Annotated in this window: 17 protein-coding genes; 10 read left to right on the plus strand and 7 right to left on the minus strand. The window is 69.7% G+C overall.

Translation table 11 applies throughout. The features are described from left to right. Positions 1–402: 402 nt before the first annotated feature. A complete protein-coding gene (locus ACZ6A9_RS25135) occupies positions 403–1,233 on the plus strand; it encodes a DUF1266 domain-containing protein (RefSeq protein WP_468989248.1) in 831 nt (276 codons plus the stop codon). 208 nt (positions 1,234–1,441) lie between these two features. Here ACZ6A9_RS25135 and ACZ6A9_RS25140 read toward each other — a convergent pair whose 3' ends face one another. Genes ACZ6A9_RS25140 through eccCa form a run of 5 tightly spaced genes read right to left on the minus strand, consistent with a single transcriptional unit; the run spans position 1,442 to position 9,218 of the window. After that, the gene (locus ACZ6A9_RS25140) at positions 1,442–1,681 is read right to left on the minus strand and encodes a hypothetical protein (RefSeq protein WP_468989252.1); all 240 of its coding nucleotides are present in this window, start codon (positions 1,679–1,681) and stop codon (positions 1,442–1,444) included. A gap of 31 nt (positions 1,682–1,712) precedes the next feature. After that, positions 1,713–3,095: a type VII secretion-associated serine protease mycosin gene (gene mycP / locus ACZ6A9_RS25145; RefSeq protein ID WP_468989254.1), complete on the minus strand. Its 1,383-nt coding sequence runs from the start codon at positions 3,093–3,095 to the stop codon at positions 1,713–1,715. A gap of 37 nt (positions 3,096–3,132) precedes the next feature. After that, positions 3,133–4,692, minus strand: a complete 1,560-nt coding sequence (locus ACZ6A9_RS25150) for a DUF4398 domain-containing protein (protein ID WP_468989257.1) — start codon at positions 4,690–4,692, stop codon at positions 3,133–3,135. Beyond that, entirely contained in the window at positions 4,692–5,195 is a 504-nt protein-coding gene (locus tag ACZ6A9_RS25155; protein WP_468989258.1) for a hypothetical protein, read from the minus strand. Before ACZ6A9_RS25155 ends, ACZ6A9_RS25150 begins: the two co-directional genes overlap by 1 nt. A gap of 57 nt (positions 5,196–5,252) precedes the next feature. After that, positions 5,253–9,218: a type VII secretion protein EccCa gene (gene eccCa, locus ACZ6A9_RS25160; protein WP_468989262.1), complete on the minus strand. Its 3,966-nt coding sequence runs from the start codon at positions 9,216–9,218 to the stop codon at positions 5,253–5,255. Between the two features lie 162 nt (positions 9,219–9,380). Between eccCa and eccD the strand changes: the two genes are divergently transcribed. From eccD to ACZ6A9_RS25190, 6 genes are all read left to right on the plus strand, one after another. Then, positions 9,381–10,850, plus strand: a complete 1,470-nt coding sequence (eccD, locus tag ACZ6A9_RS25165; RefSeq protein WP_468989265.1) for a type VII secretion integral membrane protein EccD — start codon at positions 9,381–9,383, stop codon at positions 10,848–10,850. A gap of 209 nt (positions 10,851–11,059) precedes the next feature. Beyond that, the gene (rpsO, locus tag ACZ6A9_RS25170; protein ID WP_004924725.1) at positions 11,060–11,347 is read left to right on the plus strand and encodes a 30S ribosomal protein S15; all 288 of its coding nucleotides are present in this window, start codon (positions 11,060–11,062) and stop codon (positions 11,345–11,347) included. Between the two features lie 362 nt (positions 11,348–11,709). After that, positions 11,710–13,929 (plus strand): polyribonucleotide nucleotidyltransferase, encoded by a 2,220-nt coding sequence (locus tag ACZ6A9_RS25175; RefSeq protein WP_468989267.1) that lies wholly within the window; start codon positions 11,710–11,712, stop codon positions 13,927–13,929. Further along, on the plus strand, positions 13,926–15,305 hold the full coding sequence (locus ACZ6A9_RS25180) for a M16 family metallopeptidase (protein WP_468989270.1): 1,380 nt from the start codon (positions 13,926–13,928) through the stop codon (positions 15,303–15,305). Before ACZ6A9_RS25175 ends, ACZ6A9_RS25180 begins: the two co-directional genes overlap by 4 nt. 25 nt (positions 15,306–15,330) lie before the next feature. Further along, a complete protein-coding gene (dapB, locus tag ACZ6A9_RS25185; RefSeq protein ID WP_468989272.1) occupies positions 15,331–16,083 on the plus strand; it encodes a 4-hydroxy-tetrahydrodipicolinate reductase in 753 nt (250 codons plus the stop codon). Positions 16,084–16,097: 14 nt separating this feature from the next. Further along, positions 16,098–16,541, plus strand: coding sequence for a hypothetical protein (locus tag ACZ6A9_RS25190; RefSeq protein WP_468989277.1), 444 nt, complete (start codon positions 16,098–16,100; stop codon positions 16,539–16,541). Between the two features lie 22 nt (positions 16,542–16,563). Here the strand turns inward: ACZ6A9_RS25190 and ACZ6A9_RS25195 are convergent, their stop codons facing one another. Further along, a complete protein-coding gene (locus tag ACZ6A9_RS25195) occupies positions 16,564–17,121 on the minus strand; it encodes a hypothetical protein (protein ID WP_468989279.1) in 558 nt (185 codons plus the stop codon). 113 nt (positions 17,122–17,234) lie between these two features. After that, a complete protein-coding gene (locus tag ACZ6A9_RS25200) occupies positions 17,235–17,474 on the minus strand; it encodes a hypothetical protein (RefSeq protein WP_468989281.1) in 240 nt (79 codons plus the stop codon). 156 nt (positions 17,475–17,630) lie between these two features. Here ACZ6A9_RS25200 and thyX point away from each other — a divergent pair, with 156 nt between their 5' ends. The 3 genes from thyX to ACZ6A9_RS25215 all read left to right on the plus strand — a co-directional run bounded on the left by thyX (position 17,631) and on the right by ACZ6A9_RS25215 (position 21,350). Next, positions 17,631–18,398, plus strand: coding sequence for an FAD-dependent thymidylate synthase (gene thyX, locus ACZ6A9_RS25205; RefSeq protein WP_468989284.1), 768 nt, complete (start codon positions 17,631–17,633; stop codon positions 18,396–18,398). Positions 18,399–18,608: 210 nt separating this feature from the next. Next, entirely contained in the window at positions 18,609–19,511 is a 903-nt protein-coding gene (dapA, locus tag ACZ6A9_RS25210) for a 4-hydroxy-tetrahydrodipicolinate synthase (RefSeq protein ID WP_468989286.1), read from the plus strand. A gap of 153 nt (positions 19,512–19,664) precedes the next feature. Next, positions 19,665–21,350: a ribonuclease J gene (locus ACZ6A9_RS25215; RefSeq protein WP_468989287.1), complete on the plus strand. Its 1,686-nt coding sequence runs from the start codon at positions 19,665–19,667 to the stop codon at positions 21,348–21,350. The last annotated feature ends 333 nt before the right edge of the window (positions 21,351–21,683 follow it).

Genomic DNA, 21,683 nt, shown 5'->3' on the forward strand with positions numbered 1-21,683 from the left:
CCCGGCTACGCACCATCCGTACCACCCTCTTGGATCCCACCAACGGAGGTTGAGCGAGCTCTCGTCGAGAGCAAAACACGGGGCGACTGGACGGCCTACTACGAGACTCTGGCTCAGGTACGGCTGTACTTCGTCGCGCCCCGGAAGTGGGCGGACGAGGCCCCTCACCAAAACCATTGGGCCTTCGGTCGGGACCCGCTCACTTCAGCTCCGAGGTACGAGGCATTCACCGACGGCATGCTGCCCGCTCCTGAGCCGGACCGGATATACACAGCGGCCCGGCTCTGCTGGGTCGCGCGCCAATGGAGTCCCGAAGCCCCTCAAGTTCTCGTGATCAACCCGGGTAGCCCTGCCGAGCTCACGCTGCCCTTCGGCCCTCCGGGATCGACGGAGTGGTCCCAAGTGGCCGCACGGGTGGGCGAGCCTCCCCTCGGCATGCGGCTGCGAGGCCTCAGCGTCGGAGGCGTCCTCTCCGGCCCCGTCGCACACGGCCTCGCCCTCGGTGCCCTCCTGTGCGTCAACAACGGCTCGTTGTGGAACGCCATGGGGTGGCACGGCACGGGCTACCCCGCGGAGCGCTCGCGGCTACGCGAGTGGTGGGGCATCCGCAGCCGCGAGGACTGGCAACACCACACCCGCAACCTCCTCGCCTGTGAAGCATCGAGCTCCACCTGGACGTTCGTCCTGCGCGTGCGTCGGACCATCGCCCGGAACTTCGGTGGACACGTGGACGTCGGCTACTGGCGGCAGACCGTCGCCCAGGTACTGCGATCCGGCGTCGAGGGCCGGACCGTACTCGGTCCCGACGGAGTCACGCGGACCGAACCGATCTCCGAGCCCGAGTCAGAAGCACTGATCGAGGGGACGCAGCGACTCATCGGACGCATCACCCGCTACGAGGCCCGAATGCGCGCCGACGGCGTGCTGGACGAGAACCGCTACGTGACATCCGTGGACGCGTGGGACCTCGGGCGTGTCTCGAAGATGGCGCGGTGGGGAGTCGGAGCGCGCTATGCCACAGTCCAGGAAGCGGAGGCCGTCGTGGTCGAGGCCGGCCGCAGCGCCTCCCTGTCCTACCGCTCCTGGCAGGACTTCTCAGCCGGCTACATCCTCGGACGCAGCCTGCACTTCGACGAGGAGGAGTTCGGAGAGTGGTACGAGAGCATGATCTCGGCCCACCGCATCCTGATGTCCGACCCGGGCAGCCCATGGCTTAACCTACCGTTTCGGTAGAGGACTGAACGCCGACTATCCGGGCTGCAAGGCCGTAGTGGCCTCCGTTCCCGGGCAGTCGCGCCGGTCAGGCAGCGGCGGACAGGTTGGTGACCAGGACCTCTTCACGCTCGGCGTGCGTCGGCACCGTGTCCTCGAGGTGATTGTGGATGTGGGTGCAGGCGCTCAGCAGCGCTTCGGCCTGAGAGGGCCGGCTGTCCCATACGCGCTACATGACGGGGTTGATCTTGAAGCCTTCCTCATCGAGGTCGAACGCGTCCCTCTCGAAGCCGTGGTAGAGCTCCTGCGTCTCGTTTCTCACGGCCTTCAGGTCGGGAGACGTCACCGTGTAGTCGCTGCCTCCCGATCCGCCGCCTCCGGATGCCGCCAGCTGGTTCAAGCGTGTGCTGCTCTGCTGGCGTGTGAGGGCGTTGTCCCGGGCCTGGCCCCACATCTCGTCGACTGACACGTCGGTTCCTTCGTGCTCGGAATCGGTGGCCTCAGCGCCGTGGGCCTTGCTCGGGTCCGGGCCCGGGTGGTGGTCCGTAGGCCGGGGGCTGCTGTGGCGGGGCGTAGGGGGAGTGAGGTGGTGGGAAGGGAGGTGCCGCCGGTACCTGGGTCGAGCGTCGGCGGCGGGCGCGGAGGGTGAAGACGGCGACGGCACCCGCTAGCAGCGCGGCTGCTGCCAGGCCCGATGCCACCCACGCCGGGTTGATGGCGTCATCGTCGGCGGAGGCCGTGGTTGTGGGCTTCGGTTTGGCGGTTGCCGCGTTGTCGCCGCCTCCCGCGCCTGCGGATGGTGCGGCTTCGTCCGACGGGGGAGTCGAGGCTGCTGCTTCGAGATCGGGCAGCGGGTACTCGTCCGCCGGGCCCGGGTCACCCGGATCTTTCAGGGCCGCGCGCGGTCGGACGATCCCGTAGCCGAACTCGTCATTCCGGGTCCAGCTCTCTTCGTTGCCCTTCATCGTGTTGATGAGAACGCGGAGCACTTGGTGGTTGGTCCATTCAGGATGTTTCGACCAGATGAGTGCCGCGGAGGCGGACGCGATGGCAGTGGCGTCGCTGGTGCCTTCGGATCGGCAGACCCGGGTCTCGGAGAGACACGCGGAGACCATGTTGTGGCCTGGGGCCGTGACGTCGACTTCTGCTCCACGCTGTGAAATCGGGAGTCGTTGGATCTTCTCTGTGATGGCCCCTACGCCCACGACGCCTGGCGTGGAAGCTGGATATTCCGGGATATTCGATGCATTGCCCGTGTTGCCGGCTGCGGCGAAGATCAGCTTGCCCTTGGCGATGGCGTACTGGACTGCAGCAGAGAGTTCCGGCGTCCCAACGTTCTTTCTGCCTGGCGCGTTGGAGCTGCCCATGGAAATATTGATGATCCGGGCGTCGGTGTCCGCCGCGTAGCGAATCGCCTGTGTCAGCACGCGTGAGTATTCGGCCTTGTTGTCGACCTGACCGTAATCCTCAATGGCGTAACGCATTCGAATCGGCAGGATTTTGGATCCAGGCGCGAGACCGTAAGAGCCCTTGTCCGATCCTCGCGCTCCCGTAGCCGCGATCAAGGCCGCGATCGACGTCCCATGGCCGTCTATGTCGGTGTGCTCGTTGCCACGTTGCTTGGAGTAGTCCCTGCCTTCCAGGACCTGACCCTTCAGGTCGGCGAGGGAGTTGTCGACGCCGGAGTCGATGACGGCGACGGTGATCCCCTTCCCGGTGCTGACCTTCCACATTTCGTCCGCGTTCATGGCGTCGAGGTGCCATTGCATCGCACGAACCGATTCGGCGTGGGCGGGTGTGGCGGCAACGCCCACCAGCAGCAGGCCGAGAGCAGCCGAAGCAACTGAGAGAGGCAGCCGTGATCGCTTGCTGCTAGGGCGCATGTGCCTTCCTGGGGGGGACTGAGGTGATCTTGGAGGGTCAGTCGACGACAGGCGGAACCGAACGACGGTCCCTACGGACCCAGGTCTCTTCCTCTTCCTCGAGGTAGTCCGGTCGCTGCCCCTGCTCCTGCCGATTGTCCCGACGGGAGACCGACTGAGGGGCTGGGTGCGCGCCACCACTCGCACGACCGGTCGGACCGGGGGCAGACCCGCCGGAGTTCGACTGCCGCACCAGGCCTGCGCCACCCGGCGTGAAAGGTCGTGCGCCGACGGGTCCAGGCTGAGCTGGTCGACTGCCGATGACACCACCCGTGTCCGATGCGAGGCGCCGTGCTGTGCTCGCACCGCTTTGTCCAGAAGCTGTGCCTCCACCGGACGTTACTCCGGGAGTTAGAGCACGGCCTACGGGCGCGTGGTTCTGTGTTCCACGCCCGTGGCCGAGATCGGCGCCGATCACGGTGCCTCGTGGGATGCCGGTGGATAGCCGTCCCGTACCGGGCGTCACCGGACGTCCTCCGACGATGCCGGTTTCGCCGGGAACACGCAGTCGGTTCCCGGCGGGCGCCCCCTGACCCGGCAGCAGAGAAGGCCGAGCAGTGGGGGTGCTCTGCTGAGGACTGGGGACACCGCCACGGCTGGGCACCGTGGATGGGACGACCACAGGCTGAGATGCGTACCCGACATCGGCACGTGAGCTGGTGATGGCCTGAGGCAGTGCCGGATTATTGGGTGCTGGGGAGCGACTGTCGGGCATGATGGTCACACCGTCAATGTCCATGGCGACCGGCCGTTGGAGTGTCTGCTCCCCATGGGATGCCGGGATGCCACCGGACGAGGTCGGGTAGATGCCAGCCGGTCTCGTGGCGGGAGTGCCGATCTGTGTTTCGGGCACGCCAGCGCCGGGAGACGAGGCCGGCGCTGCCGAAGAGCCCACGGACACGGCGACGGCTTGATCCGGCCTCCGCCACTCCTTCGAGTCGAGGTGGTTGGCCGGTGGTGAGAACGTGGGCGGTGGCACGCTGTTCACCTGCTGGGCCGAGTACTCGTACGTCTGCGCCAGCTTGCGCAACTGCTGGATGGCTTCCGCGCGTGCTGCTTCCATCCGCTGCTGCGCGGCGGTCGCATCGGATTGGGCGGTCTGCGCCAGCTTGCGGGCGTCGGGGTCATTGCGGGCACCCGGGTCCTGGGTCGCTGCGATGGTCTTCCGCGCGTCGGCGAGCTCAGCCTTCGCCTGAGTTGTCTCGGAAGTGGGGGGCATTGCCGCCTTGGCCTCGGCGACCGCCTGCGCCACCGTGGCCATCCAGCGCGACGCCACTTCGGTGTACTCGCCGAGACGCAAGGTGGCGCCGGCCGCTTGGCCGCCCCAGTCCCGGAAGGCGTCACCGCCCTCACCCTGCCACTCAAGGCCCTTGGTGTACGTCATCAGGTCGTCGCCGATCTTCGTGATCGTGGACGAGGCCTTGGACAGCTTGGCGGCGAGGAGGGAGGCGCCCTCCGAACTCGCTGAGTCGATGAGCGAGGCCAGTTGTTGGTGCGTCATGGACTCGAAGTCCGTACGGGCGAGTGCCGGCTCCTGGCGCCCGGGCTGATCAGCCATCAGAGACCCTCCTCGCCCTCACCGGCGGGTGCCTGCGTGCTGCCCCGCTGCTCCACATACGGATCCCGCTCCACCACGTAGTACTTCTCCGCCTCCGCGTTGACCGCCCTCATCCGCGCCTTGATGTCCGCGTCCAGGTTCTCGTAGCCCACCCGGGACGCCTGCACCGCCAGGCCCATGCCCTCGATCTGCGCGCCCAGGGCCTTGGAGAGCTTCTCCAGCTCGTCGTGGACGATGGCGTACGAGTCGTAGAGGAACTGTGCTTCCTTGAACTCCGCGGCGCCCAGCTGCGCGCGCTTGAGGCGGTCCTGGCCGACCTTGGCCGGTGCGGCCTCGGACTCGTCCAGTTCCCGCAGCAGGTCGTCGACGCGCTTCTTGAAGCCCGCCATCGCGCTGTGCTGGATGTCCAGTGCCATCGCCGGATTCACATGGGCCAGCGTGTCGAACGACGTGCCCGTGTCCGGCGCGCCGCCCGTGCCTCCGCCGCCCCCGTTCGAACTCACGTCTACTGCCTCCCCGTTACTTCCCGAACGCCCCGTGCCGGCGCTCAGTCGATCACCCTAGTGCCGTTGCGGAAGCAAGCCCACCTGAATCAGCGGCGTCCCGCGCTTGCGGGAGACGAACACGCCACGTCCCGGCGGCATGGGGCGGGCCCGCACGTTGCCGAGGATGTCACCCTCGCCGGGGTCACCCGAAAGGACGATGCCCTGGGCGCCCAGTCCCTTCAGGCGCTGCATGAACGTCTCGAACATCGCGCGGGAGGCGCCGGCGGAGCTCCGCGCGATGACGAACTTCACACCCACGTCCCGCGCGAAGGGCAGGTGCTCCACCAACTGGGACATCGGGTTGCCGGAGTTGGCCGCGACCAGTTCGTGGTCGTCGACCAGGATGAACAGCTGAGGGCCGCTCCACCAGCTCCGGTCGCGCAACTGCTGCGGTGTGATGTCCGGCTTGGGTGTCCGCTTCTCCATGAACTGCCGTACGGCGTCCATGTGCACCTGCATCGCGGACGCCATGGGCGCGTACTCGAGCAGGTGGCTCTCCGGTACCGCCTCCAGCATGGTGCGCCGGTAGTCACCGACCACGATGCGGGCCTCGGCCGGGGTGTAGCGCTCGGCGATCTGCTTGGCGATCAGGCGCAGCAGGTTGGTCTTGCCGGACTCGCTCTCGCCGAAGACGAGGAAGAAGGGGTCGGTGTCGAAGTCGATGAACACCGGCTCCAGGTTGGCCTCGTCGATGCCGATCGCGATGCCGTGCTGCGGGAACTCGAACCCCTTGGGCAGCTGGTCCGCGGGCAGCTTGCGGGGGAGCAGCCGCACGGTCGGGGCCGGCGGGCCCTGCCAGCCGTCCTTGACCGTGCGGACCAGCTGGGCCGTGGCGTCGGCGAGGCCGTCCGGAGCGGACGAGGCGTCGATCCGCGGCATCGCCGTCATGAAGTGCAACTTGGCGGGAACCTGACCACGGCCGGGCACGCCCGCCGGCACGTTCATGGCGACCTTGCGGTCGAACTCGGAGTCCATGGCGTCGCCGAGCCGCAGCTCCAGGCGGCCCAGGATCTGGTCCTTGAGGACCGCGCGCACCTCCATGTAGCGCGAGGCGGCGAGGACGACGTGGACGCCGTGACCCAGCCCCCGGGCGGCGATGTCGTTGACGATGCCTTCGAGGCCTTCGTAGTCGTTGCGGAAGTTGCCCCAGCCGTCGATGACCAGGAAGACGTCCCCCCACTGCTCGCCCGGGAGTTCGCCCGCCGCGCGACGCCGGCGGTAGGTGGCGACCGAGTCGATGCCGTGCGCGCGGAAGAACATCTCGCGGCGGTTGAGGATGCCGGCCACCTCGGCGACCGTGCGCCGCACCCGCTCGGGATCGAGGCGCGAGGCGACCCCGCCCACGTGCGGCAGGTCGGCCACCGCGGACAGGCCGCCCCCGCCGAAGTCCAGTGCGTAGAACTGCACTTCGTGCGGGGTGTGGGTGAGGGCGAAGGAGGCGATCAGGGTACGCAGCAGCGTCGACTTGCCCGACTGCGGGCCGCCGACCACCAGCATGTGGCCGGCCGCGGCGGAGAAGTCCTGGAACAGGATCTCCCGCTTCTGCTCGAACGGCTTGTCGATCAGCCCGAGCGGAACCGTCAGGCTGCCCGGCACCGGATAGTCCGCCGGGTGGACGCCGCGCTCCGGGGAGACGGCCAGGGCGGGCAGCAGCTCGTCCAGCGACGGCGCCCGGTCCAGCGGCGGCAGCCACACCTGGTGTGCGGGCACGCCCTGCCCCTCCAGCCGCCGCACCACCACGTCCAGGACGGAGTCGGCCAGCGCGTCGTCCTCCTGCCGCCGGTCGGGGACGGGAGACGGGTCCGGGTCGGGCGTCGCGTACGTGACCGGCACCGGGGCGGCGGTGAACAGAGCGGGCCGGCGCTCGACGGGCAGCCTGTCCCCGCGACCGGTGTCCGCGCCGCCCGCGCGGTACGTCCCCGACACGTACGCCGCCTTGAAGCGCACCATCTCGTCCGTACCGCTCTTCAGGTACCCCGAGCCGGGCACCGACGGCAGGTGGTAGGCGTCCGGCACGCCGATGGCGGTCCGGGACTCGGCGGCCGAGAACGTCCGCAGACCGATCCGGTACGACAGGTAGGTGTCCAGCCCGCGCAGCCGGCCCTCCTCGAGCCGCTGCGAGGCGAGCAGCAGATGCACACCCAGCGAACGGCCGATACGGCCGATCTGGATGAACATGTCGATGAAATCGGGCTTGGCGGTGAGGAGTTCACTGAACTCGTCGATCACGATCACGAGCGAGGCCAGCGGCTCCAGCGGGGCGCCGGCGGCGCGCGCCTTCTCGTAGTCGTGGATGTTGGCGTAGTTGCCGGCGGCGCGCAGCAGCTCCTGGCGGCGCTGCAGTTCGCCGCGGATCGCGTCGCCCATGCGGTCGACGAGGGTGAGGTCGTCGGCGAGGTTGGTGATCACGGCGGCGACGTGCGGCATCCGGGACATGCCCGCGAAGGTGGCGCCGCCCTTGAAGTCCGCCAGGACGAAGTTCAGCGTTTCGGAGGAGTGGGTGACCGCCAGTCCCAGCACCAGCGTGCGCAGCAGCTCGGACTTGCCGGAACCGGTCGCGCCGACACACAGGCCGTGCGGGCCCATGCCCTCCTGCGCGGCCTCCTTGAGGTCCAGCATCACGGGCCGGCCGTCCTCGCCGACACCGATCGGCACCCGCAGGCGCTCCGGGACGGACCTGGGCCGCCAGGTGCGCTCGACGTCCACGGCCGCCGCGTCCCCCAGGCCGAGCAGCTCGGTGAAGTCCAGGTTGGCGAGCAGGGGTTCGTCGTCGTCCCCGCCCCCCAGGCGCAGCGGCGCCAGCTGCCGCGCGAGCGCCTCGGCGGCGGGCAGGGACAGGCCGTCGGGTTCACCCTCGTAGGCGATCCCGGCCCCCGAGTCGAGCCACAGCCGCTCCGGACGGACGACGACGGACAGGTCTCCGCGCGGCTGGTCCAGTTCACCGGAGACGACCTCGACGATCGTCACCCCCTGAAGGCCCTCGGCGGCCGCGAACGCGGACATCGGGGGGACCATGCCGCCGTCGAGGACGATCAGGATGTGCGGCTGGTCCAGCAGCGGCCTGCCCTCCCGGCTGAAGCGGGGCCGGCCGTCCAGCGGACCCGCCAGGAGCTGTTCCAGCTCACCCAGGTCGTCCCCGAAGAGCCGGCGGGTACCGGCCCCGTCGAACGACCCCGGCACCTGGCAGTGCGGCAGCCACTTCGTCCAGTCCCACCGGCCCACCGCGCCCGGCGCGGTCACCACGGCGAGCATCAGGTCGTCGGGGGAGTGCAGCGTGACGGCCTGGGCCACCAGCGCGCGGGCCGCGGCCTGGGCGCGGTCCGGATCACCGGAGACCGTCACGTGGTAGAAGGCACGCAGGGACACGGCGACCGGCAGGCCGTCCAACTGGCCGTGTACGGCGAGGAAACGCTGCATGGCGCCCGCACACAACGGCTCCAGCTCGTCGACCGGGGCGGTCTGCGGCGCGGCCAGCGGAGTGGCCAGCTGCTGCGGGCCCAGACCGAGCCGCACCTGACCGAAGTCGGCGTCGCCCACGCGCCGTTCCCACACCCGGCTGCCCTCGGCGACCACCGCCCACAACTGCTCGGGCGCGGGATGCAGGTACAACTGCGCGTCCCGCTGCCGGCGAGCCGTCCCGCGGACCCTGCGCCGGGTCTGCGCGAGATAGCGGAGGTAGTCACGGCGCACATCGGCCATTTGCCCCTGCGTACCGCGGCGGTGACGGATGATCTGGGCGACGACCATCGCCACCGTCGACACCAGCATCACCACGCCCATGATCCGCATGAACGGATGGGCGTTGGGGGACGCGAAGTAGAACACCACCGACGAACCCATGCCGAGCGTCGGCAGCACCTGCATGAGCATGCCCTCCTGCTGCCCGCGCGGCAGTTCGGGAGGATTCTCCAGTTGCAGCTCGTCCGAGGGCACTTCGGGCGGCAGGGTACGCGGAGGGCGCTTGATGACGATCTGGCTCACCGGAGCATCAATCCCCCTGTGCGGACGATCGGTTGCACACCGCACCCCCGTGGTGACGGTCGTCTCCGCACTCGGGCGATCCTACGTGCCACCACCGGCACCGCCAGTCGGTAGGGTGGCCCGGCGCAGCGTACGCATCCGCGAAGCAGGGGGGCAGTGAAGGTGAGTACGACCACGGCGACGGGGTTCTGCCGAGTGACGGTGGTGGCACCCGACAGCCGTATCGACGTGGCGCTCCCGGTCGACATCCCGGTCGCCGACGTCCACCCGGAGATCCTGAGGCTGACCGGCCAGACCCAGGAGGCCGGCACACCGACCGGCTACCACCTGGTGCGACGCGACGGCCGGGTCCTGGACGGCGCCCGCACACTGGCCGACGAGCGGATCCTCGACGGCGACGTCCTCAGCCTGCGGCCCTTCGCCCAGTCGCTGCCGCCCGCCGTCCACGACGACGTGCCGGACGCGGTCGCCTCCGCGGTCGTCCGTGACCGGCACCTGTGGAGCGACGGCCTGCTGCGTGCCGCGGGCCTCACCGGCGGCGCCGTCCTCCTGCTGATGCTCGCGTTCGTCCTGTGGTCCGCCGACCCCGTGCGCCACGACATGCACGGCCTGCCCGGAGTCGTCGCCGGAGGTCTCGGCCTCCTGCTCACCGCCTTCGCCGGTGTCCGTGCGCGGGTCTACGACGACCGGGCGTCCGCCGTCGCCCTCGGCCTGAGCGCCCTGCCCCTGCTCCTGATCGCCGGGTCGGGCATCGTCGCGGCCCAGGACGGACAGGGGCCCGGCCGGCTGCAGTTCATGCTGGGCTGCGCCGTCGTGCTGGTGGCGTCGGTGACCCTGCTCGCGCTCGCCCCCGGATCGGACGCGCCCTTCGTGGCCGCCACGTTCGTCGCGGCCGTGGGCACCCTGGCCACCTTCCTCGTCATCGCCACCGAGGCGTCGGCGAGCGACGCCGCGGCCGTGTGCGCACCCTGCGCCATCGGTCTGGTCGCCTTCCTGCCGGGCCTGTCCGCGCGATTCGCGCGGCTGCCGATCGGCTACGCCGCCCCCCGGTCCGCCCTCGCCGACGAATTCGACCCCGACCCCTCCCAGGCGGACGACGCCGAGGCCCTCGACGCCGAACGCATCGCGGCCCAGGCCCGGCGCGGCCACGAACTGCTGCTGGGCCTGGTGGGCGGAACCGCGGCCGTCGTCGTCGCCTCCGCCGCCGTCCTCGGCTTCTCGGACAACGTCTGGGGGCAACTGCTCGCACTCGCCGCCGGCCTGTCGATGCTGATCCGCGCCCGTCTGTTCCGCTACACCTCGCAGGTGGTCTGCGCGCTGGTCGCCGGGCTCGGCGCCATCGCCGCCCTGCTGCTGGGCCTGGTGCTCGACCCGCCGTCCGAGGCCCTGAACGAGTTCCTCCTGCACGGCGACCGTGGAGCGCTCGACCTGCGGACGATCTGGCTGACGGCCGCCGTCGCCGCCGGCGCCGCGCTGATCACCGCCATCGGCCTGGTCGTCCCGCGCAAGGGACTGACCCCCTTCTGGGGCCGCTTCCTCGACCTCACCGAGTCGGCCGTGCTGCTGACCCTGGTCCCGCTGTGCCTGGCGGCGCTCGGCGTCCTCACCGCCGTACGGGCCCTGACCGGCTGAGACCCGCGCGCACCCCCGGCCGGCGCGCGGACCGGGAGAGGCCGATGCCCTGGTACCCTGGCTGACGGCCGTTTGTGTACGCACCCCCGGAGCGAGCTGTCGCCCTGGAGGCCGCGCCCAGCGGATCCCCGCCTTCCGAGTCGTGGAAGACCCCCCGAGACGCAGACCGGGGGCACTCGGTGGCCACTCACAGACTATGAGGAGTACGCGTGTCGCTCGACGCCGCAGTGAAGAAGCAGATCATCTCCGAGTTCGGTACCAAGGAGGGTGACACCGGCTCCCCCGAGGTCCAGGTCGCGCTGCTCTCCCGTCGGATCTCCGACCTGACGGAGCACCTCAAGACCCACAAGCACGACCACCACTCCCGCCGTGGTCTGCTGATCCTGGTCGGTCAGCGCCGCCGGCTGCTGCAGTACCTCGCCAAGAAGGACATCCAGCGCTTCCGTGCGCTGGTCGACCGCCTCGGCATCCGCCGTGGTGCGGCGGGCGCCAAGTAGGACGCCGTGAAGGGAGCGGTTCCCGGGACAAGGGGGCCGCTCCCTTTGCCGTACGTGCGGACTGTCACCGCGCCTTTGTAGTGTGGTAGCACAACGCAAGAGACACGACACGGTGTGATGCTCCGCCCCGCATGGGTATGCGGGCTTACGGGGCACCACCCCACCGACGTCACCGGACGTCACGACGTACGAGGAGAAGCGCACCTCGCCGCCGCCGGTCCTCGGTAGTGGCCCCCGGGAGAGTGAACCCCGGGTGCTTCGATCGAAGACCGGCCCGCACCAGTGGAGCGCTTCTCCGCCACCGTCCCCCCGCCACACGGGCGGGCAGGGACGAAAGACGACAAGTAACGGAGAATTCGCTGGTGGAGAACGAGACCCACTACGCCGAGGCCGTCATCGACAACGGCTCCTTCGGCACCCGCACCATCCGCTTCGAGACGGGCCGTCTGGCCCGCCAGGCCGCCGGCTCCGCCGTGGCCTACCTGGACGACGACACCATGGTGCTGTCGGCCACCACCGCCTCCAAGAACCCCAAGGACCAGCTCGACTTCTTCCCCCTCACGGTGGACGTCGAGGAGCGGATGTACGCGGCGGGCCGGATCCCCGGTTCCTTCTTCCGCCGCGAGGGCCGGCCGTCCGAGGACGCCATCCTCACCTGCCGCCTCATCGACCGCCCGCTGCGCCCGTCCTTCAAGAAGGGCCTGCGCAACGAGATCCAGGTCGTCGCCACGATCATGGCGCTCAACCCCGACCACCTGTACGACGTCGTGGCGATCAACGCCGCCTCCGCGTCCACGCAGCTGGCCGGCCTGCCCTTCTCCGGCCCGATCGGTGGCGTCCGCGTCGCGCTGATCCGCGGCCAGTGGGTGGCCTTCCCGACGCACACCGAGCTCGAGGACGCCGTCTTCGACATGGTCGTCGCGGGCCGCACCCTGGAGGACGGCGACGTCGCGATCATGATGGTCGAGGCCGAGGCCACCGAGAAGACCATCAAGCTGGTCGAGGGCGGCGCCGAGGCGCCGACCGAGGAGATCGTCGCCGCCGGTCTGGACGCCGCGAAGCCCTTCATCAAGGTGCTCTGCCGGGCGCAGGCCGACCTCGCCGCGAAGGCCGCCAAGCCCACCGGCGAGTTCCCGGTCTTCCTGGACTACCAGGACGACGTCCTCGAGGCGCTCACCGGCGCCGTCAAGCCCGAGCTGGCCCAGGCGCTCACCATCGCCGGCAAGCAGGAGCGCGAGGCCGAGCTGGACCGCGTCAAGGCGCTCGCCGCCGAGAAGCTCCTGCCGGAGTTCGAGGGCCGCGAGAAGGAGATCTCCGCCGCGTACCGCTCGCTGACCAAGTCCCTGGTCCGCGAGCGCGTCATCAAGGAGAAGAAGCGCATCGACGGCCGCGGTGTCACCGACATCCGCACCCTGGCCGCCGAGGTCGAGGCCATCCCGCGCGTGCACGGCTCCGCGCTGTTCGAGCGTGGTGAGACCCAGATCCTGGGCGTGACCACCCTCAACATGCTCCGCATGGAGCAGCAGCTGGACACCCTCTCCCCGGTGACCCGCAAGCGCTACATGCACAACTACAACTTCCCGCCGTACTCCACCGGTGAGACCGGCCGCGTCGGCTCCCCGAAGCGCCGCGAGATCGGCCACGGCGCCCTCGCCGAGCGCGCCCTGGTGCCGGTCCTGCCGACGCGTGAGGAGTTCCCCTACGCGATCCGTCAGGTGTCCGAGGCCCTGAGCTCCAACGGCTCGACGTCCATGGGCTCCGTGTGCGCCTCCACCATGTCGCTGCTGAACGCCGGTGTGCCGCTGAAGGCCCCCGTCGCCGGTATCGCCATGGGTCTGATCTCGCAGGAGATCGAGGGCGAGACGCACTACGTCACCCTCACCGACATCCTCGGTGCGGAGGACGCCTTCGGCGACATGGACTTCAAGGTCGCCGGCACCAAGGAGTTCGTGACCGCCCTCCAGCTCGACACCAAGCTGGACGGCATCCCCGCCTCCGTCCTGGCCGCCGCCCTCAAGCAGGCCCGTGACGCCCGCCTCCACATCCTCGACGTGATGATGGAAGCGATCGACACGCCGGACGAGATGTCCCCCAACGCGCCGCGGATCATCACCGTGAAGATCCCGGTCGACAAGATCGGCGAGGTCATCGGCCCCAAGGGCAAGATGATCAACCAGATCCAGGAGGACACCGGCGCCGAGATCACGATCGAGGACGACGGCACCATCTACATCGGTGCCGCCGACGGCCCCTCCGCCGAGGCCGCCCGCACCACGATCAACGGCATCGCCAACCCGACGATGCCCGAGGTCGGCGAGCGCTACCTGGGCACGGTCGTCAAGACGACCACGTTCGGCGCGTTCGTCTCCCTGCTGCCCGGCAAGGACGGTCTGCTGCACATCTCGCAGATCCGCAAGCTGGCCGGCGGCAAGCGCGTGGAGAACGTCGAGGACGTCCTCGGCGTGGGCCAGAAGGTCCAGGTCGAGATCGCCGAGATCGACTCCCGCGGCAAGCTCTCCCTGATCCCCGTGGTCGAGGGCGACGAGGGCGACGCCGACACGAAGGACGACACCGCCAAGTGACGTCTCGTAACGCCAAGGCGACGGCCCGCACCTCCTCGGAGGCGCGGGCCGTCGCCCGTACCCAAACCCTGATCAAGGGCGAGAACGGCATCGGTACGGTCCGCAGGACCACCCTCCCCGGTGGCCTGCGCATCGTCACCGAGACGCTGCCCTCGGTCCGTTCGGCGACCTTCGGCATCTGGGCCCACGTCGGCTCCCGCGACGAGACCCCGGCGCTCAACGGCGCGACCCACTACCTGGAACACCTGCTCTTCAAGGGCACCTCGCGCCGGTCCGCCCTGGACATCTCCGCCGCCCTCGACGCCGTCGGCGGCGAGATGAACGCGTTCACGGCGAAGGAGTACACGTGCTACTACGCGCGAGTGCTCGACACCGACCTGCCGCTCGCCATCGACGTGGTGTGCGACATGCTCACCGGCTCGGTGATCCGTGAGGAGGACGTCGACGTCGAACGCGGCGCCATCCTCGAAGAGATCGCCATGACCGAGGACGACCCGGGCGACTGCGTGCACGACCTGTTCGCGCACACCATGTTCGGCGACAACCCCCTCGGCCGCCCGGTCCTCGGCACGGTCGACACGGTCAACGCCCTCACCGCCGACCGCATCCGCCGCTTCTACAAGAAGCACTACGACCCGACCCACCTCGTGGTCGCCTGCGCCGGCAACGTCGACCACAACAAGGTCGTCCGCCAGGTCCGTACGGCCTTCGAGAAGGCCGGCGCGCTCAAGGACCCCGCCGCCGAGCCGATCGCCCCGCGCGGCGGCCTGCGCACCCTGCGCACCGCCGGCCGGGTCGAACTCGTCGGCCGCAAGACCGAGCAGGCACACGTCGTCCTCGGCATGCCGGGCCTCGCCCGCACCGACGAGCGGCGCTGGGCCCTCGGCGTGCTGAACACCGCCCTCGGCGGCGGCATGTCCTCCCGGCTGTTCCAGGAGGTGCGGGAGAAGAGGGGCCTCGCCTACAGCGTGTACTCGTACACCTCCGGCTTCGCCGACTGCGGCCTGTTCGGCGTGTACGCGGGCTGCAGGCCCTCCCAGGTGCATGACGTGCTGAAGATCTGCCGCGACGAACTCGACCAGGTCGCCGAGCACGGACTGCCCGACGAGGAGATCGAGCGCGCCATCGGCCAGCTGAGGGGCTCCACGGTCCTCGGCCTCGAGGACACCGGCGCGCTGATGAACCGTATCGGCAAGAGCGAGCTGTGCTGGGGCGAGCAGATGTCGGTCGACGAGATGCTGACCCGGATAGCCTCGGTGACCCCGGACGATGTCCGCGCGGTCGCCCGTGACGTCCTGGGCCGGCGGCCGTCCCTGTCGGTCATCGGCCCGCTCAAGGACAAGCAGGCGTCCCGCCTGCACGACGCCGTCGCCTGACCCCTCCCGTAAGGAAGCAACGAACATGAGCAAGCTGCGCGTGGCGGTCTTCGGCGCCCAGGGCCGGATCGGTTCCGAGGCGGTACGGGCCATCGAGGCCGCCGAGGACATGGAGCTGGTGGCCGCCCTCGGCCGGGGCGACAAGCTGGAGAACCTCGTCGAGCAGGGCGCCCAGGTCGCCGTCGAGCTGACCACCCCCGCCTCGGTCATGGGCAACCTCGACTTCTGCGTGCGTCACGGCATCCACGCGGTCGTCGGCACGACCGGCTGGACCGACGACCGCCTCGCGCAGCTCAGGGGCCTGCTGGACCAGTCCCCGGAGACGGGCGTGCTCATCGCGCCGAACTTCTCCATCGGCGCCGTCCTCACGATGAAGTTCGCGCAGATCGCCGCCCCGTACTTCGAGTCGGTGGAGGTCGTCGAGCTGCACCACCCGAACAAGGTGGACGCCCCCAGCGGCACCGCCACCCGCACCGCCCAGCTCATCGCCGAGGCCCGCCGCCGGGCCGGCAGCGCCCCCGCCCCGGACGCCACGGCCACCGCCCTCGACGGCGCCCGCGGCGCGGACGTCGACGGAGTCCCGGTGCACGCGATCCGGCTGCGCGGGCTCCTCGCCCACCAGGAGGTCCTGCTGGGCGGCGAGGGCGAGACCCTCACCGTCCGCCACGACTCCCTGCACCACAGCAGCTTCATGCCGGGCATCCTGCTCGGCGCCCGCCGCGTGGTGACCACTCCCGGCCTCACCTTCGGCCTGGAACACTTCCTCGACCTGAACTGAGCACCGGCCAACCCATGCGCGCCAAGATCTCCTACGCCATAACGGCCGCCGTCCTGGTCGTCTACTTCGTCCTGGTCGGCAGCCGTGGTGTGCTGCTCATCGAGGCCGGTACGCCCCTCACCGTCACCTTCGGGGTGGCGGTGCTGATCCTGCCGGTCATCGGTGTCTGGTTCCTGTGGAAGAACACCGAGTTCGTCCGCGCCGCCAACCGGCTCGCCGCCCTGCTCGACGCGGAGGGCGGTCTGCCCGTCGACGAACTCAAGCGGCTGCCAAGCGGCCGGATCGACCGGGACTCGGCCGACGAGGTCTTCGCCCGGCGCAGGGCCGAGACGGAGGACGCCCCCGACGACTGGCGCAGTTGGTTCCGGCTCGCCGTCGCCTACCACGACGCCCGCGACACCCCGCGCGCCCGCAAGGCCATGCAGCGGGCGATCACGCTGCACAAGACCTCGTCCTGAGCGCCGGGGTCGTGCGGAGGGCTCAGGGGCGCCGGTACTCGGCGGCCCAGGCCTCCACGGTGTCCGCCGCCCGGTCGAAGGCCAGCTGGTCGCGCCCCAGGAAGTCCGCGTTGTGCGAGGTGAGCAACGGCGGCAGCGACTCCGTCGAACGCCCCTGCCGGTCGAGGACCAGCGCCTGCCCCTGCACCGTCCGCGGCAGCCCCAGCCAGCGCACCGGCTGCTGCACCGTGCGCACGGAGACGACCTGGTCCCAGCCCGTGGTGCGGGTGCTGACGAACGCCACATGACGCAGACCCCGGGCACCGACCCACACGCCCATGCGCAGCAGGCGCAGCGCGCAGGCGACACCGACCAGCGCGATGGCGAACACCGTCCCGGCGGACGACACCGACGCCGTCGCCGCGATGATCACCGCGGCGAACAGCACGAACGACGCGAGCAGCAGCAGGAGCGCCGCCGCTCCCACCCGCCAGGGCCCGGGACGGTACGGGCGCCGCCAGCGGTCCCGGTCGTCGTACGGCAGGGCGACGTCGTCCGCCGTGTCGAAGGCGCGGTCGGCCGTCAGGAAGGGCAGGGGCACGGCTGGTCCTCACTCGATCCATGCGTGGGCAGTGCCCGGTGAGGCTACCGATCTGTGTCACCCGTCACCACCCTCGGGGGTCCGGATGGCGCCGCCGCGTCCGGCGGTGGGGCTCAGCGCCCGTCGGTGGCCTGTGACTGCTCGGTCTCCGCTCCCGACGGGGCGGCGGACATCGCGGGCGTCCCGAGGACCAGGGAACCCACCAGGCCGGCGACCAGGGTCAGCCCGAGCAGCCAGCGCCCGGCTATCTGACCCGCGGAGGCCCGCTCACGGGGCGGCGGGGCGACATTGCTGCGGAACCTGTCCGCCTCGGCGACGAAGGCGAACGGTACGGGTTCGCGCCGACCGAACATCGGGATGCGTCTCCCCTCGGGATCGAACGAATCACTGTCACCGATACAGACGAGCGGATGCCCCAAAAGGTGCCCCGCACGCGAAATCAGTCACGGCAGGGCACTTCCCGCACGGCCCCGGGCGCCCCGTAGAGTGGGCGCCGCACAGCAGCCGCGATGGGAAGGACCCCCTTGACCTCCGCCGACGATCCCCAGCCGTCAACGCGCACCGACGTCACCCTGCGGAGCGACGTCACCGTCGAGCTGGTGAAGTCCAGCGCCTCCGACTCCGACGTCCTGTTCGCCGCCCGCGTCTCCACGCTGGGGGAGCAGTCCATCGGTGAGCTGCAGAAGGACCCGGAGCGTTCCAAGGGACTGATCAACTACCTGATGCGGGACCGGCACGGCAGCCCCTTCGAGCACAACTCGATGACCTTCCTCATCAGTGCGCCGATCTTCGTGTTCCGCGAGTTCATGCGGCACCGGGTCGGCTGGTCCTACAACGAGGAGTCCGGGCGCTACCGCGAGCTCCAGCCGGTCTTCTACGTGCCCGACGCCGCCCGCAAGCTCGTCCAGGAGGGCCGCCCGGGCAAGTACGTCTTCGTCGAGGGCACCCCGGCGCAGCACAAGACCGTCCAGGACGTGCTGCGCGACTCCTACCACCAGGCGTACGAGGCCTACCAGAAACTGCTCGCCGAGGGCGTCGCCCGCGAGGTCGCCCGTGCCGCGCTGCCCGTCGGCCTGTACTCCTCGATGTACGCCACCTGCAACGCCCGCTCGCTGATGCACTTCCTCGGTCTGCGCACCCAGCACGAGCAGGCGAAGGTCCCTTCCTTCCCGCAGCGGGAGATCGAGATGGTCGGCGAGAGGATGGAGGCCGAGTGGGCCCGCCTCATGCCGCTCACGTACGCCGCCTTCAACGCCAACGGACGCGTCGCGCCGTAACGCGCCCGGATCCCACCGGCGAGCACAGATGTACGGATCAGCCGTGCGAAGTGTCCGTATTGCGGCATTTCATGAACTTCATCTAGCCTGATCGCACGGGCCCGGCACTGCCTGAACCCCCGAGCAGGCAGTGCCGGGCTCACCCTCTGCCCACGTTGTCTCCTCCCCCGAGGGAAGACCCCGACCTGAGCAACGAGTAGCGTGTAACCCATGGCTCCGACCTCCACTCCGCAGACCCCCTTCGGGCGGGTCCTCACCGCCATGGTCACGCCGTTCACGGCGGACGGCGCACTCGACCTCGACGGCGCTCAGCGGCTCGCCGCCCACCTGGTGGACGCAGGCAACGACGGCCTGATCATCAACGGCACCACCGGCGAGTCCCCCACCACCAGTGACGCGGAGAAATCGGACCTCGTACGGGCGGTCGTGGAGGCCGTCGGTGACCGCGCCCATGTCGTGGCCGGTGTCGGCACCAACGACACCCGTCACAGCACCGAGCTGGCGCGGGCCGCGGAGCGCGACGGCGCCCACGGCCTCCTGGTCGTCACCCCGTACTACAACAAGCCGCCGCAGGAGGGCCTCTTCCGGCACTTCACGGCCGTCGCCGACGCCGCCGAGCTGCCGGTCATGCTCTACGACATCCCCGGCCGCAGCGGCGTCCCGATCAGCACCGAGACGATCGTCCGTCTCGCCGAGCACCCGCGCATCGTCGCCAACAAGGACGCCAAGGGCGACCTCGGCCGCGCCGGCTGGGCCATCGCCCGCTCCGGCCTCGCCTGGTATTCCGGCGACGACATGCTCAACCTGCCCCTGCTCTCCATCGGGGCGGTCGGCTTCGTCTCGGTCGTCGGCCACCTCGTCACCCCCGAGCTGCGCGCCCTGGTCGAGGCGTACACCTCGGGAGACGTCCAGAAGGCCACCGAGATCCACCAGAGGCTGCTTCCGGTCTACACGGGCGTGTTCCGCACCCAGGGCGTGATGACCACCAAGGCCGCGCTCGCCCTCAAGGGCCTGCCCGCCGGTCCCCTGCGCGCCCCCATGGCCGAGTGCACGCCGGAAGAGATCGAGCAGCTCAAGATCGATCTTGCTGCCGGCGGGGTACAACTCCAGTAATCAGACTTCGCGCGCCGGCTCGCGCAGATGTACTTCACAACTGAACAGGCGGGACACCGGTGCCCGCACCCCACAACGACAACTGCTTCTGCACGAACGTCACGCGCGCCACGTGCCCACCGGTACGTGGCGCGCGTGTGTGAGGAGAGTCTTTTGAGCCATCCGCATCCTGAACTCGGCCCGCCGCCGCCCCTGCCCGAGGGCGGCTTGCGCGTCACCCCGCTCGGCGGTCTCGGCGAGATCGGCCGCAACATGACGGTCTTCGAGTACGGAGGCCGCCTGCTGATCGTCGACTGCGGCGTGCTCTTCCCCGAGGAGGAGCAGCCCGGGATCGACCTGATCCTGCCGGACTTCTCGTCCATCCGGAACCGCCTCGACGACATCGAGGGCATCGTCCTCACCCACGGCCACGAGGACCACATCGGGGGCGTCCCCTTCCTCCTGCGTGAGAAGCCGGACATCCCGCTGATCGGCTCCAAGCTCACCCTCGCCCTCATCGAGGCGAAGCTCCAGGAGCACCGCATCCGTCCGTACACCCTCCAGGTGACGGAAGGGCAGCGTGAGCGCATCGGGCCGTTCGACTGCGAGTTCGTCGCGGTCAACCACTCCATCCCCGACGCCCTCGCCGTGGCCATCCGCACCCCCGCCGGCATGGTGGTCCACACCGGTGACTTCAAGATGGACCAGCTTCCGCTGGACAACCGACTCACGGACCTGCACGCGTTCGCCCGGCTCAGCGAGGAGGGCATCGACCTCCTGCTCTCCGACTCCACGAACGCCGAGGTCCCCGGCTTCGTTCCGCCTGAGCGCGACATCTCGGGCGTGCTGCGCCAGGTCTTCGCCGGCGCCCGCAAGCGGATCATCGTGGCCAGCTTCGCCAGTCACGTCCACCGCATCCAGCAGATCCTGGACGCTGCCCACGAATACGGCCGCCGGGTCGCCTTCGTCGGCCGCTCCATGGTCCGCAACATGGGCATCGCCCGCGACCTCGGGTACCTGAAGGTTCCTCCGGGCCTGGTCGTGGACGTCAAGACGCTGGACGACCTGCCGGACAGCGAGGTCGTGCTGGTCTGCACGGGCTCCCAGGGCGAACCGATGGCCGCGCTGTCCCGTATGGCCAACCGCGACCACCAGATCCGCATCGTCCACGGCGACACGGTGATCCTGGCGTCGTCGCTCATCCCGGGCAACGAGAACGCGGTCTACCGCGTGATCAACGGCCTGACCCGCTGGGGCGCCAACGTCGTGCACAAGGGCAACGCCAAGGTGCACGTCTCGGGCCACGCCTCGGCCGGCGAGCTGCTGTACTTCTACAACATCTGCCGCCCGAAGAACCTGATGCCGGTGCACGGCGAATGGCGCCACCTGCGGGCCAACGCCGAACTGGGTGCGCTGACCGGGGTCCCGCACGACCGCATCGTCATCGCCGAGGACGGCGTCGCCGTCGACCTCGTCGAGGGCAAGGCCAAGATCTCCGGCAAGGTCCAGGCGGGCTACGTCTACGTCGACGGCCTGTCCGTCGGCGACGTCGGTGAGCCGGCCCTCAAGGACCGCAAGATCCTCGGCGACGAGGGCATCATCTCGGTCTTCGTCGTCATGGACTCCTCCACCGGCAAGATCACGGGTGGTCCGCACATCCAGGCACGAGGCTCCGGCATCGAGGACTCCGCCTTCGGCGCGGTGATCCCGAAGATCACGGAGGTGCTGGAGCGTTCGGCTCAGGACGGGGTCGTCGAACCCCACCAGATGCAGCAGCTCATCCGCCGCACGCTGGGCAAGTGGGTCTCCGACACCTACCGGCGCCGGCCGATGATCCTGCCCGTGGTGGTCGATGTCTGACGGTCTGTCGGGCACGACGGGCAGCTGAACAGGGAGCGGGGCGCCTCGATTTGCATCGAGGCGCCCCGCTCCAGTACGTTTACAGCTCCCCCGGATCGGGCACCCGGACGCTTCACGCGCCGGAACCAGTCCCGAGAGGGATGGGAAAACCGGCTCAGAATCTCTGATAAAGTCGGAACCGCCGGAAAGGGAAACGCGAAAGCGGGAACCTGGAAAGCACCGAGGAAATCGGATCGGAAAGATCTGATAGAGTCGGAAACGCAAGACCGAAGGGAAGCGCCCGGAGGAAAGCCCGAGAGGGTGAGTACAAAGGAAGCGTCCGTTCCTTGAGAA

This window comes from Streptomyces sp. NPDC041124 (assembly GCF_055592385.1).